Genomic DNA, 16,303 nt, shown 5'->3' with positions numbered 1-16,303 from the left:
GAGTCTACTATCTATTACAGATTAGGTTTCTCTAGAAGGTTATTTGAGCACTTGTTACTTGTTACTTGATTTGGGCACGCTTGCGACATAAAAAACATAATGCTCGACTAATTTGTCGAGTTGTTTAAGTAGGGCTGATTGTAAAGTGATTTCAGCCTGTGACAAGAGAAGTCTTAATGATTCGGCTCGATATTGTGATAAAAACAACGAAGACTCAGGATAGTAACTGATATGCCAAGCCTCAGGGCTAACACCACTTTGGTCAGGCTGATAAGGTAAGTAGAAACCGAAGCGGGCAGCGTTATCAACTAACCACTGGGCTAATAAGGCGCATGGACCATTGTCTATGTACTCTGCAGTGACTAACTGTAGCTCTGCTTTACTGATGTTATTGGCATCAAATACATCGATATCAGTTCCCCAATGATGCCGTGATGCACCTGGAAGAGCAGACCAACATAATATTGCATCCACTAATTGCTCATCGGTTAAATTGGCAGAATCTACAGGGATATTATTGATATCAAGTAACGGCCGCTTTCCTTGTGCCTTACCATCCCAAATGGCCATTTGACGTTCAAAGTTACGATAAGCAGAACAAATTTGAATATTAATACCGTCACTTTGCGCTTGTTGCTGCATTTTTTTAAACGCAGTAGCAGTCGCTGAGGTCAGTAAAAACTGTTCAAATTGAACAAGGTGTGTCTCATCCAACCCATAAAGGGCTGGATGAGCTATTTCAGTCAGTTGAGCCTTAGATAATTGCTCTATTTGACGAGTTACTCGCAAAGTAGCTTTTCCAATATAGATTCATAGCATAAGGCTAGAATTTCTAAATCAGAGATTTTCACACACTCATTTATTTTATGAATAGTGGCATTGACTGGGCCAAGCTCAATCACTTGTGCACCGGTTGGCGCGATAAAACGCCCATCAGATGTACCACCTGAAGTTTGCGGGTCAGTTTCATATCCGGTGACATCTAAAATAGCGGCTTTTGTCGCCTCTAATAAAGGCCCATCTCCAGTTAGAAATGGCAAGCCATTAAATACCCAATCAATATCATAATCTAAACCATGGGCATCAAGAATATTAAGGACGCGTTTTATTAGCTCATCTGCAGTCACTTCAGTTGAATATCTGAAGTTAAACATCACCTGTAAATCACCAGGGATCACATTTGATGCGCCAGTGCCGCCATTGATATTAGCAATTTGAAAGCTGGTTGGTGGAAAAAACTCGTTACCATTATCCCAATGCATTTGAGCAAGCTCTGCTAAAGCAGGAGAGGCTTTGTGGATAGGGTTATCAGCTAGGTGTGGATAGGCAACATGGCCTTGGATCCCTTTAACCGTTAAATTCCCCGTTAAACTACCACGTCGGCCATTTTTAACCACATCACCCAGTTTATGAGTTGATGAAGGCTCACCGACTAATGACCAAGTGATTTTTTCATTACGGGCCTCGAGCGTGTCAATGACTCGCGTTGTACCATTAATAAATGGTCCTTCTTCATCACTGGTGATAAGAAATGCAATTGAGCCTTTATGGTCTGGATGCTTAGCTACAAAGCGTTCAGTGGCAACGACCATCGCCGCTAAAGAACCTTTCATATCAGCGGCACCGCGACCATGAATATAATCATCTATGACGGTAGGTTCAAATGGCGGAGTATGCCACTTGCTTAAATCGCCCGTTGGCACAACATCGGTGTGGCCAGCAAAACAAAATACTGGGCTTTCAGTGCCGCGTCTTGCCCACATATTAGTGGTGTCATCAAACACCATTGATTCAATGTTAAACCCTGCGGTTGCCAGTCTGTCAGCCATCAGCTTTTGACAGCCCTCATCAAGTGGAGTGACAGATGGACGAGAGAGTAAATCTTTTGTGAGCGCTAATACTTCTTGTGTCATTACTTAAACCACGCTTGGTAATCGGCAGCTTTAAAGCCAATAAGAATTTGATTGTCTTGAACAAGCACAGGACGTTTGATTAATGTTGGAAACTCCACCATTAATTGTAATGCTTTTTCTTTGGTAATATCAGCTTTTTGATCATCGGTTAGATTTCTAAAACTGGTGCTGCGTTTGTTAAATAGCAATTCCCAGTCTGCAAGTTCAAACCATTGATTAATGATGTCAGCGTTGATCCCTTGTTCACGAAAATCATGAAATGTGAAAGCTTGCTCATCAGCTTCTAACCATTTACGTGCTTTTCGAACGGTATCGCAGTTTTTAATGCCATAAATAACGCTATTACTCATTGTGGTCTTATTTCCTTGGATCTTGTTATTGTGATTTAACCAACTCTGTTTTAATCATTACTTGTTTACAGTTGACTTAAATCCCATTGAAAATTGTAAGGTTTTGCTAAATTTTTTACGCTTATTTTATAAAGCTTTTTACTTATATTGGTTACTTAACTCTTTGTTAGTTAAAGCTCTACAGTAAAGATGACATCTTTACCTGCAGTGACTTGTCCTTGTGCTTTTACTAGGTATTGCACATCTTCCATATTGGCCAGTACTACAGGGGTCAACAAACTCTCAACTTGATCGGTTAAGTAGTCTAAGTCAAATTGCAAAATTGGATCGCCCACTTTCACTTGCTGTCCTTCTTCGGCCAAACGTTTAAAACCGTTACCACGAAGTTCAACCGTACCCACACCAAAATGAACAAACAGCTCTAGCCCTTGATGAGACTCAATACTGAATGCGTGATTGGTTTCAAATATTTTTCCTATGGTGCCATCAATTGGTGCTAAAATCAGCTTGCCTGTTGGGTTGATAGCTAATCCATCACCGACAATCTTTTCTGCGAAAACAACGTCGGGGACTTGTTCAATTTCTACTAGGTCGCCAGAAACAGGAGCATAAATTTCGATACCGCCAGTTAAAGCGGGTTGTCCTGAAATAAGTCGGCGTATACGGCTTAAAAATCCCATGAGATATAGCCTCTTTTTATAATGTTTTTATGGTTTTATTCTAGTGTTGTCTGATTTTTTTATAAACAATAAATATTGAAAAATACTAAATAAAGTCAAATTAACTGAATAACTGGTTTAATTGTTCTATGTGACTAAAGCCTAAAGCTTGCTGTGCTTGTCGGTAAAATTGCTGATATTGGCCATTACAGATAGTGGCCTTAACGTCTAATAAGCTTGCGGTGTTAACACTTAGCTCATCAATTCCTAGACCGACCAATAAGCTAATTAGTTTCGTATCACTGGCTAATTCCCCACACAAACACACTTTGATTTGATGAATTTTACAGGTATCAACGGCCATCTTTATCAAGCGGATCATTGCAGGAGAGACGGGAGGGTAATCTTTTACAAGTTCAGGATTCCCCCTGTCAGCGGCTAAGGTATATTGAGTTAAGTCATTGCTACCAATACTAATAAAGTCTAACTTAGGTAAAAGGTGAGGTAAGTTAAGTACCGCTGCAGGTGTTTCAACCATGATACCAACATTGAGCTCTCCAAAGCCTTTTTCTTCTTCTACAAGTTGTTGCTTACACCAATCAATGAGTTCAAAAGCTTGTTCTAGCTCTTCTATTTGGTTCACCATTGGAAATAATAAACGGATTCGACCATGGTTTGCGGCGCGCAGTACAGCTTTAATTTGTGTAGTAAATAACGTTTGATGTTGAAGGCTGTAGCGGATCCCACGAACGCCCAATGCTGGGTTATCTTCGTATTGTTGACTCAAGCAAGGAATTTCTTTATCTGCGCCGATATCAAACGTACGAATAGTGAGGACTTTTCCATTGAGGCTATGTAATGCATCACAATATTGTTGATATTGTTGTTTTTCATTGGGAACAGAATCAACTTGCATCAATAGAAACTCAGTTCTGAACAGTCCAATACCCGCAGCGCCGCTGTGCTCAATTTGGGTAATGTCATTCATGCTACTGACATTGGCAAGTAAACAAACAGGGTGTCCATCACGGGTAACACTGGGCTTATCGACGTATTGTAATAATGCATCACGTCGTTTTGATTCCTGCTCTGATTTCTGCTGTAGAAGCTGCTGAGTATCAGGCGCTGGATTGATATGAAGCTCACCACTAATCGCATCGAGAATTAACGGGCTACCATCTAGAATATCATGAGTATTGAACTGGCAACTGAGTAAAGCTGGTATGCCTGCCGCTTTGGCTAAAATGGCAGTGTGACTGGTTAACCCACCCGTTTGAAGCACGATACCTTTAATTTTATTTAACGGAATGGTAGCAAATTCAGCAGGTGTAATGTCTTCAGCCAGTAAAATACTGTTGTCGGTAAGCTTTGAAACATCCCATTGCAAGGTGCCGTTAACGGCTGACATTAGTCGCTTGCCTAAACAAAGCACGTCATTGCTTCGATTAGCCATGTAAGGATCGTCGAGTTGGGCTAACTCTTCAGCATGCTGTGCAAAAATTCGTTCAACTGAAACGACCGCAGAAAATCTAAAACGGGTAATATAATTTTTGAGCTGCTCAGCTAAATCATCATCTTCGAGCAGCATGATATCAGCATCAATTAAATGAAAATGCTCACTATCGGGTTCTATCTGTGTTTGGCAATGGCTCAAATGACTGGTTAGAAAGCGAATGGCTTTCGTGGCTTTTTTACACTCTTTAGCAATGTCGGCAACAGGAAGTAAACGGTAATCTACCGTTTGATTATGCAGGTTAATATGAACTGCTTGACCGAATGCAATTCCGGGGGAAACAACAATACCTGTTACTGCCATAAGCCTTCCTGTTAGCTAAGTGTGATGAGTAATTCAGAGACAGTTTCTACTGCTTTTTCAGCCTGTTCTCCGTCAGCAAATACCTTAACAGATTGACCTTGATATAACCCTAATGTTTGTAATTTAAACAAACTTTTGGCACTTGCTTGTTTACCATTACATTCGACAATGACGTCGCAGTCAAAGTTTTTTGCGGCTTTGACTAATAAAGCTGCTGGGCGGGTGTGGATTCCGTGGGGTGCAATAATGGTAACGGTTTTTTCGTACATCTAAGCTAACTCGTTCATAAATAATAGTCAGAATAATACCGTAAACCATGGATTGCTAACAGTGAGTTTATGTTATTACTGAGCTTTGGAAGTTAAATATGATTCATCTAGCGAAGCAGTATGCGTGAGCAAAATCACTCACGCATAAAAACTGAACAAAATTAGAGAGGTAAGATTAGTTAGTTTTGAATTGACTTAAATTTTCAGTAACGCTCTGGCTAATGGTTTGCAGTGATTGCGCTGCTTCAGAGTTCGTTTCGTTGGTTCTGACTGCAATTTCAGTTAACTCAGAAATAGTGGTGATATTGCGGTTGATTTCTTCGGTAACTTGAGACTGTTCTTCTGTTGCACTCGCCAGCTGGGTATTCATGTCACTGATATTAGCAATGACGGCTAAAATTTCAGTCATCGCTTCTTGTGACCGAATCGCTTTAGTTTGTAACTGAATAGATTGTTCTTGGGTTTCAGTGTTGCTCTTAATCACGAGTTCGACGCCATCGTGAATATTAGTAATGATTTTATTGATCTCATTGGTTGAAGCCTGTGTGCGAGTGGCAAGGGCCCTAACTTCATCAGCAACAACTGCGAACCCGCGGCCATATTCTCCAGCACGTGCCGCTTCAATTGCTGCGTTCAACGCCAGTAAGTTGGTTTGATCAGCAATTCCGCCAATAGTGTCTAAGATTGAACTGATTTCAACTGATGATTTGCCTAAGTCATGGGTGACATTTTCTGCATTTTTTAGCTCAGTGACTAATAAATCCGTTTCGTGTACGGTTTCTTGCATAAAGGCATGTGACTGCTGAGCTTGCTGTTTCACATTGTTGGCGCCATCAGCAGCTTGATAAGTGTTTTGCGCCATATCATGGGTTGTTGCAAGCATTTGATTGACTGCTGTGGCAACACTTTGGGTTTCACTGTGGATTAATTCTGCGCTTTGATTTGACTCTTCAACGGCTACTAAAAGCTGCTGCGCATCAGTATCAAGTTCTTTTCCCAGTGGTTTTAATTCTGAGACTACAGACGCAATTTTTATGACGAAATCATTGAATGCATCAGCCATTTTAGCTACTTCATCTTTACCGCTATTATCTAAACGCTTTGACAAATCGCCTTCGCCTTTTGCGATGTCTTCCATTGCTGCAATAGCAGCGTTAATCGGCGATGTGATAGAAATATTCAGTAGTACAAAAAAGCCAAAGATAGGAATAGAAATCAGCATCATGATGATCAGGTAATTAATCACCACACTGCCCATGCTGTCTATGACATCACTGGAATTGCCATGCGCAATAATAGTCCAACCCCATTCAGGGTAGTATTCCGAACCCGCTAAAATCGTTTCTACACTATTCGTTGATGATAAATTGCCTTGGTATTCAGATTGGCCTTTGGTCATTCTTCTAGCATTACTGACAAGCTCTATCAAAGGCTTCGTTCCGTCAGCAGCAATATAACTGTCAGATGAACGTCCTTCTAACATGGTATTTTCAGGGAAACTGATAATGACGTTATTTTGGTCAACAACAATGTAAGATTCATTCGTGCCATAACGTAAATCTGCTATTACTGATAAGGCTTGTTGTTTTATTTCTTCTGCATCAGTTTGTTGATTACTTTGGCGGGCTAATGCATTGAGAAGGGAAGTCGCGGTGGACACTTGCGCTTCAATTTGAACCTTCTTTTGATTGATGAGGTTGTTGTACTGTTCATTAATAGAAAAACTGGCAAAACATACGGTTCCTATTGCCGCGAGCGCTAACATTATGATGAGACGTTTCAAGATAGTTAATTGTCTGAGGAAGGCGATCATAGGTACTCTTTAAAATTTTTCAGCGATGTATTTTGCAAATATAGACAGTTTTAGTTCTAGAAAGAACATCTTATTAGTAGAAGTGTGATCAGCTGATATAAATTTACAAAATGATACATATAGTGAGTGTTTTCAAGCACTATGACCAACTTTAGAAAAGCTTAACTATCAAACTGTTAACACGAAGTATGTTATGTGTGTTTTTTATTTTTGCTAATGAGTTGTTTTGGCTTTGATTTATTATTCGATAAGCCTCAGAATGAAGGAAAAGTAAAACTAGGTAATATATTGTTATGAATTCAGTCCAAATTGTTACAACAGATGACATCCTACTCAAGTTATGTCATTCCGTTTCCCACGTTCTTTCAAGCACCAGTGACAGCCAAGTGACCCATGCTGGTATGGTGCAGAATATTACTCGTACTTGTTTAAAGCCAGACTTAGGTTGCTTTTCGATATTTGACGGTGGTTTTTCTGGCTTAGTAGTTATCAATTTTTCAAAAGAAGCCGCCATAGAGATTTATCGCAGATACATGATTAACATGGGAATGCCTGAATCTGAGCTCGCTTTTTCACACACATCTGATGATGTTGGAAACGTGATGGGTGAGTTGATGAATCAAATACTGGGTGATTTCATCAAAACAATTTCAAAAGAATTACAAACATCAATCAGCCAAAGTCAGCCAAAAATGTTAACCATCAATAAAGAGTTAACGATATCGATTGATACTAATTTAGATGAAGCAGTATCAAGAAGAGTGTCATTTAAAACAGCTGATAATCATATATTTTATCTAGAGTTTGCCATGGATAAAACAGAGTTCATTATGCTGAAAGAGTTTGAATTAGATGAAGAATTTGATCCTGATTCATTGATTGAAGCACATGGCAGTAACAATCAATCTAAAACGGCGACTAAAAAAGATGCGCCAGTCATAGTTGCAGACGATGCTGATGATTTATTGAATGAGTTAGGTTTATAAATTAAAACGGTGAAAACTGTCGTTATTTTAGGTATAAACAAGGTGTGAGTACCTAAAATAACTATAAAAAGGCCTGATGCTAATATGACATCTAAAGCTACTTCCATCGACATCGCTTACCGAGCCGGTGTTTCGCAATCGACGGTTTCTCGCGCATTGAGAAATAGTCCCTTAGTTAACCTCGAAACAAGGCAACGAATTCAAGCCATTGCCAAAGAGCTTAATTACAAAGTCGATAAAAACGCCAGCAATTTACGGACTCAAAATAGCCACACTTTGGCGTTGTTGATCTGTGAAGATCCCACTAATGATGAATCATTAATTAACCCATTTTTCCTGTCTATGCTTGGCTCGATAACCAGAGCAACCGCTCAGCAGGGTTATGACTTATTGGTTTCTTTTCAGCAACTATCCAGTGATTGGCATGCTGACTATGAGGATAGTAATAAGGCCGATGGCATCATATTACTGGGCTACGGTGACTATGTAGATTATGAACATAAGTTACAAAAATTATTAGAGCAAAATACCCATTTCATCATTTGGGGCGCTGAGCATAACAATAAAGAAGTGCTCTCCATTGGTTGTGACAACCATCAAGGCGGCGTGATAGCCACTGAACATATTATATCGCTTGGATTGAATAAAATTGCTTTTTTAGGCGATGCATCTGAACACAGCCCTGAATTTCGAGACCGCTATTTAGGTCATGCAGAGGTGTTGAAAAAAGTGGGTATTAAACTGAATAAAAAATGTCAGTTTGATGCTATCAGTACCGAAAGTTCAGGCTTTGATGCTGCAATGAAATTATTGGATAGTGGCCATGAGTTTGACTCTATCTTCGCTGCCAGTGACTTGATTGCTATTGGAGCAATTCGTGCACTTAAAAAACGCGGTGTTAGAGTGCCAGAAGATATTGCTGTCGTAGGTTATGATGACATCCCAGTCGCAAGCTTTGCTAATCCATCTCTCACCACGGTTAAGCAAAATACTAAACTTGCTGGTGAAATTTTAGTTGAAAGTTTATTAAAGCTCATACGCGGAAAAGAAGTGGGGCCACAGCTGATACCTACCAATATGGTTGTAAGACATTCTTGCGGCAGCAACCCAGAGGCAGACAATTAGATTTTTGTTGTAATAAATTGATATCTATTAATTGGATTTACATGGTCATGCCAATATATAAAGCCGATTACCTTTAAAAGTGACGGCTTTGTTTGCATCGATATGAAGTGATGGTTTATCCAGTTAAATAACCTTAACTTCATGACTACTTTGTAATGAGAGTTAACCTTAGTCATTATGGATAATGCTTTGAATCAAGATACTATACGCCCAAATAGAGTTAACACTTTACACCTTCATTTATCGATATATCTTGGTTTAAACCGTCTCGTATACAAAACTAAATTATTGATAGCGTTTATCCTATTAAGCCTCATTTCCTTTCAAGTTAAATCGCAAGATTTAGAGCCTCGCAGTTATACCAATATCCCGATCGACATGCATTTTATGGCAGCAGGCTATCTGCACTCTGAAGGCGCATTGTCTCCATCTCCATCTGTTCCTTTAAAAGATGCTCATCTAACATTGGATGCAGCAGTGTTAGGTTATGCCCATTCATTTGGCTTAGCAGGCAATTCTTCAAAATTTGATATGTCATTATCGCGTATCTGCATGAAAGGGTCTGCTGATTATCAAAATGAAATTGTGACAGCTGATCGTTGTGGCTATGGCGATCCTAAAGTGAGGTTAACATGGAACTTTTACGGTGCTCCAGCGGTTGAAGCAAAAGATTTTGCAAAGTATCAGCAAGGCTTAGTCATCGGTAGCAGTTTACAGGTTAGCCTTCCCATTGGTACTTATGACGAAACTAAGTTAATCAATGCTGGAGCCAACCAATGGGTCTTTAGACCAGGCATAGGAATGTCCTATCGCATTGGTGATTGGTATTACAGTGCAATGACATCGATTCGTTTATACAGTGATAATGATGAATTTTATAATCAAGTGCAGCTAAGCAAGCAAGCCCAATATACTTTTCAGGGGCATATTATTTACAGTATTGCACGTGGACAATGGCTGTCGTTAAGTGGCAACTACTTCATCGGTGGTGAAACCAGTAAAAATGGTATTGATGCTGATGATGACCAAAAAAATTCACGATTTGGATTAACATATTCATTAGCATTTAATCGTCATCACAGTATGAAATTGTATGCGAGCACAGGTGTAATAACCCGCATCGGCAATGATTTTGATACCTTAGGCTTAGTATGGCAGTACGCCTTTTAACACGCGTACAAAGCAATGAAGCAAAATGATAATAATTAACCGTTAACAAGGAAAGCATATGGCTGGTGCAAGTTTACTAATGTTGTTGGATGATATCGCTGCAATATTAGATGATGTTGCTGCTATGAGTAAAATTGCTGCAAGAAAGACTGCAGGGGTGTTAGGTGATGATTTAGCCCTCAATGCTCAGCAAGTCTCAGGTGTTGCATCAGAACGTGAATTACCGGTTGTTTGGGCTGTAGCGAAAGGCTCATTCATGAATAAATTAATCCTTGTACCAGCAGCCTTATTAATTAGTGCATTTATGCCGTGGGCGATTACGCCTTTGTTGATGTTTGGCGGGCTTTTTTTATGTTTTGAAGGATTCGAGAAAATTCATCACTCCTATATTCACCGAAAAGATAAAAAGTCCGAAATATCAGAAAAAGAAATTATCCAGAAGTCTGAGCAAGACATTAAGGCGTTTGAGAAGAAAAAGGTCAAAGGCGCAATCAGAACTGATTTTGTTTTATCTGCTGAGATTATTGCGATTAGTTTAGGTGTAGTCGCACAAAGCAGTTTGTTAAGCCAGTTTCTTACCTTAAGCGTGATTGCGATCATTATGACTGTTGGGGTATATGGTTTGGTGGCGGGTATCGTCAAAATTGATGACTTGGGACTTTATCTAACTCAACGAAAAGGTGAAGGGCCGCTGGTTGCCGTTTGGCATAAAATAGGTTTTGGTTTGCTAACTTCAGCGCCTTATTTAATGAAAGGGTTAACGATTGTGGGCACGATTGCCATGTTTATGGTGGGGGGCGGTATTCTCACTCATGGCATTCATGCCATAAGTGCTCAGATTACCAATATTGCCCTCATGGTGAGTGACATAGCTTATTTAGGTGGATTACTAGCAGCGCTCACGCCGAGTCTGTTAAATGCGATATTTGGCGTAATAGCAGGGGCAATTGCAGTCATGACGATGACTGCAATAACAAAACTCAGAAATTAATAAAAAGCTTGGCTTGAGTTTACAGGCTCAGCCGTGAGCCTTTATATTGGATTGAGCAAGAACTTCTTGGCCGTCATAACAACAGCTGCCTTTGAACTGCTTTGCTTTGTACATGTATTGGTCTGCTCGCTTAATTAAACTGTCTCTTGATCTGGCTTGAAAAGGAAAATAACTGACTCCCATACTTGTCGTAATTGACAATTTATTACCATTAAAATCAATCGGTTGGCTTACTGAGTCAAGAATTGATTGCGCTTTGTGACCGATTTGATCAAAATCTTCAATAGTCCCTAAACAGACTAAAAACTCATCGCCGCCAAGGCGGCCAACAATATCAGCTTTACGGGTACATTCTTGTAAACGCTGAGCCACTTGCTGTAATACCGTATCACCCGCATCGTGACCTATTGAATCGTTAATAATTTTAAAGTTATCGATATCGAGAAAAAATAAAGCCACTTTACTACCTGATATATGGGCATCATTAATCACGTTATCTAAGTCTCTTTCTAGTGCTCTGCGATTCATTAAGCCTGTTAAATGATCTTTTTCAGATAACACTAACAGTTGTTGTTTTTGCTTTTCCAGTTCACTGGTTTGTCTGTTCACTTCTTGTTCTAATTCTTGTTTTGAAACCATAGTGGTTTCAAGCTTTTTGGTCATCTGATTAAAAAATGAAGCGAGCAAGCGAAACTCTTCATCTAAGTTTTTAGCATCTATTTTATGATTTATTTCTCCTTTTGAGAGTGCATGAATCCCTAATTTCATTCTATTGAAACCAATTTTAAAGCGTTGGTATATCGAGAAGTTCATCGCCAACACTATAATTGCAGCTAAGATCAACCCAAGGGAGGAGTACAACATGACAGATGTAATTGCGATTTGATTACTGTCTAAAGTTGTTTGATTTAAATAAGCGACTTCTTCTGACATGTTCTCAATCAATATATTATATCGGTAGCGTAATAATTGCTGAGCTTGAGTGACATGGCTATTTCCTGAGGTGCTAGATTGTGATGAAAGGGCTTGCTCTTGTGTTAGCAAAGATCCCATATCGCCAGTTAACTTTTGAAGGTTAAACAAACTCTGTGTGTAGATGTTTTGTGTTATTAACAACTGAGATAAAGATTCATGAGATAAAACGACTTGTTGTAAACTGGCTTGATCTTGCCGTTGCGAAAACAACCACAACTGGCTACGTAAGGCATCAATATTCTCCTGTAAATCTGAAAAATAGCGCAGCGTCTCAGTGGTTTTATGTTGAGCAGAGTGGATTTTTAAAAATGAAAAACTGAGCAACAAGGTAAAAATAAAACTAATGCAGAGCAGAATAATCAGTTTTCCATTAATGGACTTTACCATGATACTTCCTTGGAACTTTTTGCTTGTTCAAATGGCTGTTTGTAAATGACATCACGAAACTCTGGCTCTTTACCTTTGACTAAGCCCTGTTGCTTAGCCCAGTGGGATTGGGTTTGTAAACTCGACAAAAGTGAGTTGCCAATAGACAACCTAAAAATATAATCATTCCATGACCATTTTATCTGATTTAGCGGAACATCTAAGTGTTTGGCCACTATCACCATAGCTGTCTCAGGGTGTTGATTAATCCATTGAATTGCTTGTTCCAGTACATCAATGATGACAGCAGTTTGAGCTGTTTTCGTTGATGACGATGGGCTAAAATACGATTTTTTGGATATTAGGTTAAAACTGAGCTGATAAATCCCCTGAATGCCTAGATTGGTTATCGTATTATTGGTCAGCATTTTTACTTGATATCCGTATGGCTCCCATATTGAAATAGCATCGACTTGACGGGTGATTAAAGCATCGACCAACGCTTTTGGTGAAAGGTAGACTTTTTCGATATCGCGCTTATTACCTCCTTGAGCAACCAATAAAGTATCGAAATAATATTCACTGGCACTGCCTTTGACGATGCCGACTTTTCTAAGGTTATTGTTGCTATTGCTATTGCTATTGCTATTGCTATTGCTATTGCTATTGCTCTCTGCACTGATTGATGAGCTTTCTTTAATCGTTAAATTTTCATTAAGAGTTAATAACTTTAAATCGTTTGAAGACTGCACAAAACTGGTTAGTAAGGCGATGTCATGGGTTTGATAGCTTTTAAACATCACTACAGATTCTGAAGCCGTTGCAAAATCAACCTGATCGTTAATTAACGCTTCACTGCACTCAACGCCGCCAAAACACGCTATAAGTTCAACATCAAGGTTTGCTTTTTCGAATAATGATAAGTGTTCAGCAATAATAAATGGCGCACTGAGTGGGGTTTGTGAAACGCCAATTTTGAAGGGGTTTTCTTCAGTTTGAGTTGCCACTTTTGTGGGTGATAGCAGGAGTATTAGTGAAAGGGTGACACAGCTAATGAAAAGGATGGCCAACTTGATAGAACCTTTATTTTTTCTAACGTTATTGAGCAGGCTGTTCAAAGTCCGATCCTTAGACAAATTATTCACTTAAGGTTAATTCTAGATTAAGTATTAATTTTTGTAGGGTTATTTAGTTAATATTTTTAGTATTGATATCAATAGCGTTAAAAACAACTGTCTAAGTGCTTAATACAATGTCATTTGAAAAGCATAAAAAAGGCCACTTAAAGTGGCCTTTACTGACGTCTTAACAAGACTAGTTACATCGTATTACAGCAAGAGTAATACTCAAGATTACTGGTTTAGTTTTTCTGCAACTACAGGGTAGAAGTCCCAAACTGCTTTATCAGTCATAGAACGTACGAGTTTAACGTACTCAGCATGCGTCCAAGCAAGTGGTGTCGCCGAGTTAGTGCCTTGGCCCATTTCATAGTTGTATCGTGTTGAGTTACCCACACCATCCCAAGCTTGCTCTGGTAGCATTAATCCTTCATTAGCAAAGGTTTCCATACCTTGAACGTATGTATTGATCAACTGCTGATGCACTTCAGGTGTCAAGGTGTCGGTAGATTTTGCTAATGCGAGTTCATAATGTCCGCGTTCACCAGTAAAGAAAGGCCATACACGACCACGTTGATCTTCGGTATTGCCTTTCTCTGCATAACTTAGACCCGTGGTGATATCTTCACCGTAACCATCATTACCATAGCGTCTATAACCAGGTATTTTGCTGCCATCTTTAGCGGTAAACTCATACTTAACTCGCAAGTTATGCTCAAGTTCAGTGTCATCAATTAGCATCACACTATTTTGAATGACGCTGTCGTTAGCATTCTTAACGCCATATCGGACTAACTCTAAGAAACCACCATCCAAAATAGTACGCTGATCTAACCCTGGCTTACCATTGTTATCCAGTAGCTTGTCATCATTATTCGGATTACCATTTGGACTAATACGCACATAATAAGGCTTATTGTCTTTCGCTAATTCACCGTTATTAGTGACCATGGTGCTTTCAAGACTGGCTTCAAGTTTCTTAGCAATAGCTAAGTATTCTTCGGCTTCGCCATCTTTAGCAAGTTTGCCTAAATCACTCGCAGCAACGAGCCCGGCAATGACTGCCGCTGTGGTTGAAGGTGAGAATCCAGCTTGTTCTTCCCAGCGTTCTTGTTGAGTACTTGGCGGGATAATTTCGGTGTTATTCCAGTCGAGTTTCACTTTGCCGCCTGTGACTAAAAACTCTGCCGCAGGTTTTAACATTTCTTGATACCACTGAGTAATTTCGGTATCGGTTAACACGCCAGCTTGCCATAATTTCCAACCCAACATGATTGGCATGGCGGTTTGGTCTAGTTGTACTCCGACCCATTCAATCTCGCCATCCACATGGGTTTTTTGTAAGAACCAACCAGGGGTACCGACGTATTCAGGTGTTTGTTGACTGACCTGAACCTTTTTCAAGTATTCAAAGGCTACTTTTGGTGTTTCAGTATCGCCCATCGCAAGAAATGCCATTGCGCATTGATAGAAATCACGCGGCCATACAGCTTTATAACCAGTACTACCAACTTTTGCCGAAACTGAGTCGCCCCAAGGGTTTGATAGCGAAGCGATTAAAGCTCCTGCATGGGTTTTATCTTCCTGGGCTTTTAGTACAAGTGCGCTGGTATAGAGAAGTTGTCCATCATCTGTTGTGTTTGCGCTCATTGCATTAATTGCAGGTAGTGAGGCTAAATAATCTTTCCAACCTGTGTGTTTGTCGTCGCCCAAATAGGCGCTTAAGACTTTGTCATAACCCGTCGCTAATGTTGCATCTGTATTGGCTAAACTGCTTTGCTTACCAGCGCCAAAACCGATGGCTACATTCATCTCAAGGGTATTACTGCCTTGAGCTTTATTGAGGGTTGGATATTGCGCTGTAAGGGCAACGTTACCCGCTGAAGCTTTATCGGCGCTAGTACTGCTATACAGACTATCTAACTTTCCATTGTCTTTTAAATCACTTAAACCATCAGATGTGCCGACAAAACCAGCACTCGCTTGGGTGAAAGCAACATCAGATTTAATCGTCATCACTGATGATTCAGCCTTATCGGTGAATGCAACTAATGCTTGTTCTTCAATGACTGCAATGTCATTTGCGCCGCTGTTATCAATATGAGGGTTAGCGTAAAGGTGGGGGGTAATGCCATCTGCATAGGCAGTAAAAATAACTTTCATCATCATACTGTCGCGGTTTGGATCAGTAAAAAAGTGCTTTTCTATTTGATATTGGCCATTTTTAGCTTTGTTAGTCACTTTGTAAGCTAATGAAAGTGGACGTCCTTGCTCATCTTGATGAAGATATTCAATGGTACTGATTGTGTCTTCTTTTTCTGTATCAACAAAACCTTCACCCGTTACGATGAATTGCATTTCTTTAAGCTGCGCATTATGGATCATGCCATACATGGTTTCAGTTAAAATACCTTGTGCTAACGAGAACCATACTTTACTGACAGGGTTTTCTGCACTGCTTTGATATTGGCCATCGACATAAGGTTCATAAGAAGTACCAATACCCGTCTTACCTGAGAATGCCCAAGTAGGATCGATACCAGGTGCACCAGGTGCAATGCTGTTTGTTGTCGTTGTTATTTCTTTAGCCTTGCTAGTACCTGTGTCGGTAGTACTGGTATCAGAGCATGCGGTTAACGCAAAGATTGAAGCACCTATGACCGCAGCATTGACTGCATGAGCGATGACTGACTTTTTATGTGTAGTCTTGTGTAATACGGTTTTCATTTATGACTATCCCCAAATTAAATTT

At 39.8% G+C, this 16,303-nt stretch carries 14 protein-coding genes; 4 read left to right on the top strand and 10 right to left on the bottom strand.

Annotated elements, in window-relative coordinates; translation table 11 throughout:
- Positions 1–54: 54 nt before the first annotated feature.
- The 7 genes from BCU84_RS00915 to BCU84_RS00885 all read right to left on the bottom strand — a co-directional run bounded on the left by BCU84_RS00915 (position 55) and on the right by BCU84_RS00885 (position 6,820).
- Positions 55–789 (bottom strand): M15 family metallopeptidase, encoded by a 735-nt coding sequence (locus BCU84_RS00915; RefSeq protein ID WP_241906321.1) that lies wholly within the window; start codon positions 787–789, stop codon positions 55–57.
- Complete coding sequence (dapE, locus tag BCU84_RS00910) at positions 780–1,913, bottom strand: succinyl-diaminopimelate desuccinylase (protein WP_102526220.1); 1,134 nt, start codon at positions 1,911–1,913, stop codon at positions 780–782. Before dapE ends, BCU84_RS00915 begins: the two co-directional genes overlap by 10 nt.
- Complete coding sequence (locus tag BCU84_RS00905; protein WP_102526219.1) at positions 1,913–2,263, bottom strand: arsenate reductase; 351 nt, start codon at positions 2,261–2,263, stop codon at positions 1,913–1,915. Before BCU84_RS00905 ends, dapE begins: the two co-directional genes overlap by 1 nt.
- A 170-nt stretch (positions 2,264–2,433) precedes the next feature.
- Positions 2,434–2,943: a PTS glucose transporter subunit IIA gene (gene crr / locus BCU84_RS00900; protein WP_102526218.1), complete on the bottom strand. Its 510-nt coding sequence runs from the start codon at positions 2,941–2,943 to the stop codon at positions 2,434–2,436.
- Positions 2,944–3,043: 100 nt separating this feature from the next.
- A complete protein-coding gene (gene ptsP / locus BCU84_RS00895; RefSeq protein ID WP_102526217.1) occupies positions 3,044–4,738 on the bottom strand; it encodes a phosphoenolpyruvate--protein phosphotransferase in 1,695 nt (564 codons plus the stop codon).
- Between the two features lie 11 nt (positions 4,739–4,749).
- Positions 4,750–5,007 (bottom strand): HPr family phosphocarrier protein, encoded by a 258-nt coding sequence (locus BCU84_RS00890; protein WP_102526216.1) that lies wholly within the window; start codon positions 5,005–5,007, stop codon positions 4,750–4,752.
- A gap of 175 nt (positions 5,008–5,182) precedes the next feature.
- A complete protein-coding gene (locus BCU84_RS00885) occupies positions 5,183–6,820 on the bottom strand; it encodes a methyl-accepting chemotaxis protein (protein ID WP_102526215.1) in 1,638 nt (545 codons plus the stop codon).
- Between the two features lie 293 nt (positions 6,821–7,113).
- On the opposite strand from BCU84_RS00885, the gene BCU84_RS00880 reads away from it, so the two are divergent.
- The 4 genes from BCU84_RS00880 to BCU84_RS00865 all read left to right on the top strand — a co-directional run bounded on the left by BCU84_RS00880 (position 7,114) and on the right by BCU84_RS00865 (position 11,092).
- A complete protein-coding gene (locus BCU84_RS00880; protein ID WP_102526214.1) occupies positions 7,114–7,806 on the top strand; it encodes a DUF3334 family protein in 693 nt (230 codons plus the stop codon).
- 84 nt (positions 7,807–7,890) lie between these two features.
- Entirely contained in the window at positions 7,891–8,931 is a 1,041-nt protein-coding gene (locus BCU84_RS00875) for a LacI family DNA-binding transcriptional regulator (protein ID WP_102526213.1), read from the top strand.
- A gap of 189 nt (positions 8,932–9,120) precedes the next feature.
- The gene (locus BCU84_RS00870) at positions 9,121–10,101 is read left to right on the top strand and encodes a transporter (protein WP_241906320.1); all 981 of its coding nucleotides are present in this window, start codon (positions 9,121–9,123) and stop codon (positions 10,099–10,101) included.
- Between the two features lie 58 nt (positions 10,102–10,159).
- On the top strand, positions 10,160–11,092 hold the full coding sequence (locus tag BCU84_RS00865; protein ID WP_102526211.1) for a DUF808 domain-containing protein: 933 nt from the start codon (positions 10,160–10,162) through the stop codon (positions 11,090–11,092).
- 27 nt (positions 11,093–11,119) lie between these two features.
- Here BCU84_RS00865 and BCU84_RS00860 read toward each other — a convergent pair whose 3' ends face one another.
- The 3 genes from BCU84_RS00860 to BCU84_RS00850 all read right to left on the bottom strand — a co-directional run bounded on the left by BCU84_RS00860 (position 11,120) and on the right by BCU84_RS00850 (position 16,278).
- The gene (locus tag BCU84_RS00860) at positions 11,120–12,454 is read right to left on the bottom strand and encodes a GGDEF domain-containing protein (protein WP_102526210.1); all 1,335 of its coding nucleotides are present in this window, start codon (positions 12,452–12,454) and stop codon (positions 11,120–11,122) included.
- Positions 12,448–13,551, bottom strand: coding sequence for an ABC transporter substrate-binding protein (locus BCU84_RS00855; protein ID WP_198589504.1), 1,104 nt, complete (start codon positions 13,549–13,551; stop codon positions 12,448–12,450). Before BCU84_RS00855 ends, BCU84_RS00860 begins: the two co-directional genes overlap by 7 nt.
- A 234-nt stretch (positions 13,552–13,785) precedes the next feature.
- Positions 13,786–16,278 carry a glycoside hydrolase family 15 protein gene (locus BCU84_RS00850; protein ID WP_102526209.1) on the bottom strand — a complete coding sequence of 831 codons (2,493 nt, stop codon included), beginning with the start codon at positions 16,276–16,278 and terminating at the stop codon, positions 13,786–13,788.
- Between the last annotated feature and the right edge of the window lie 25 nt (positions 16,279–16,303).

It is taken from the genome of Shewanella sp. 10N.286.51.B7 (assembly GCF_002873615.1).
Lineage (GTDB): Bacteria > Pseudomonadota > Gammaproteobacteria > Enterobacterales > Shewanellaceae > Shewanella > Shewanella electrodiphila.
Note: the sequence above shows the minus strand (reverse complement) of the source record. Positions and strands in the feature narration are given on the sequence as shown.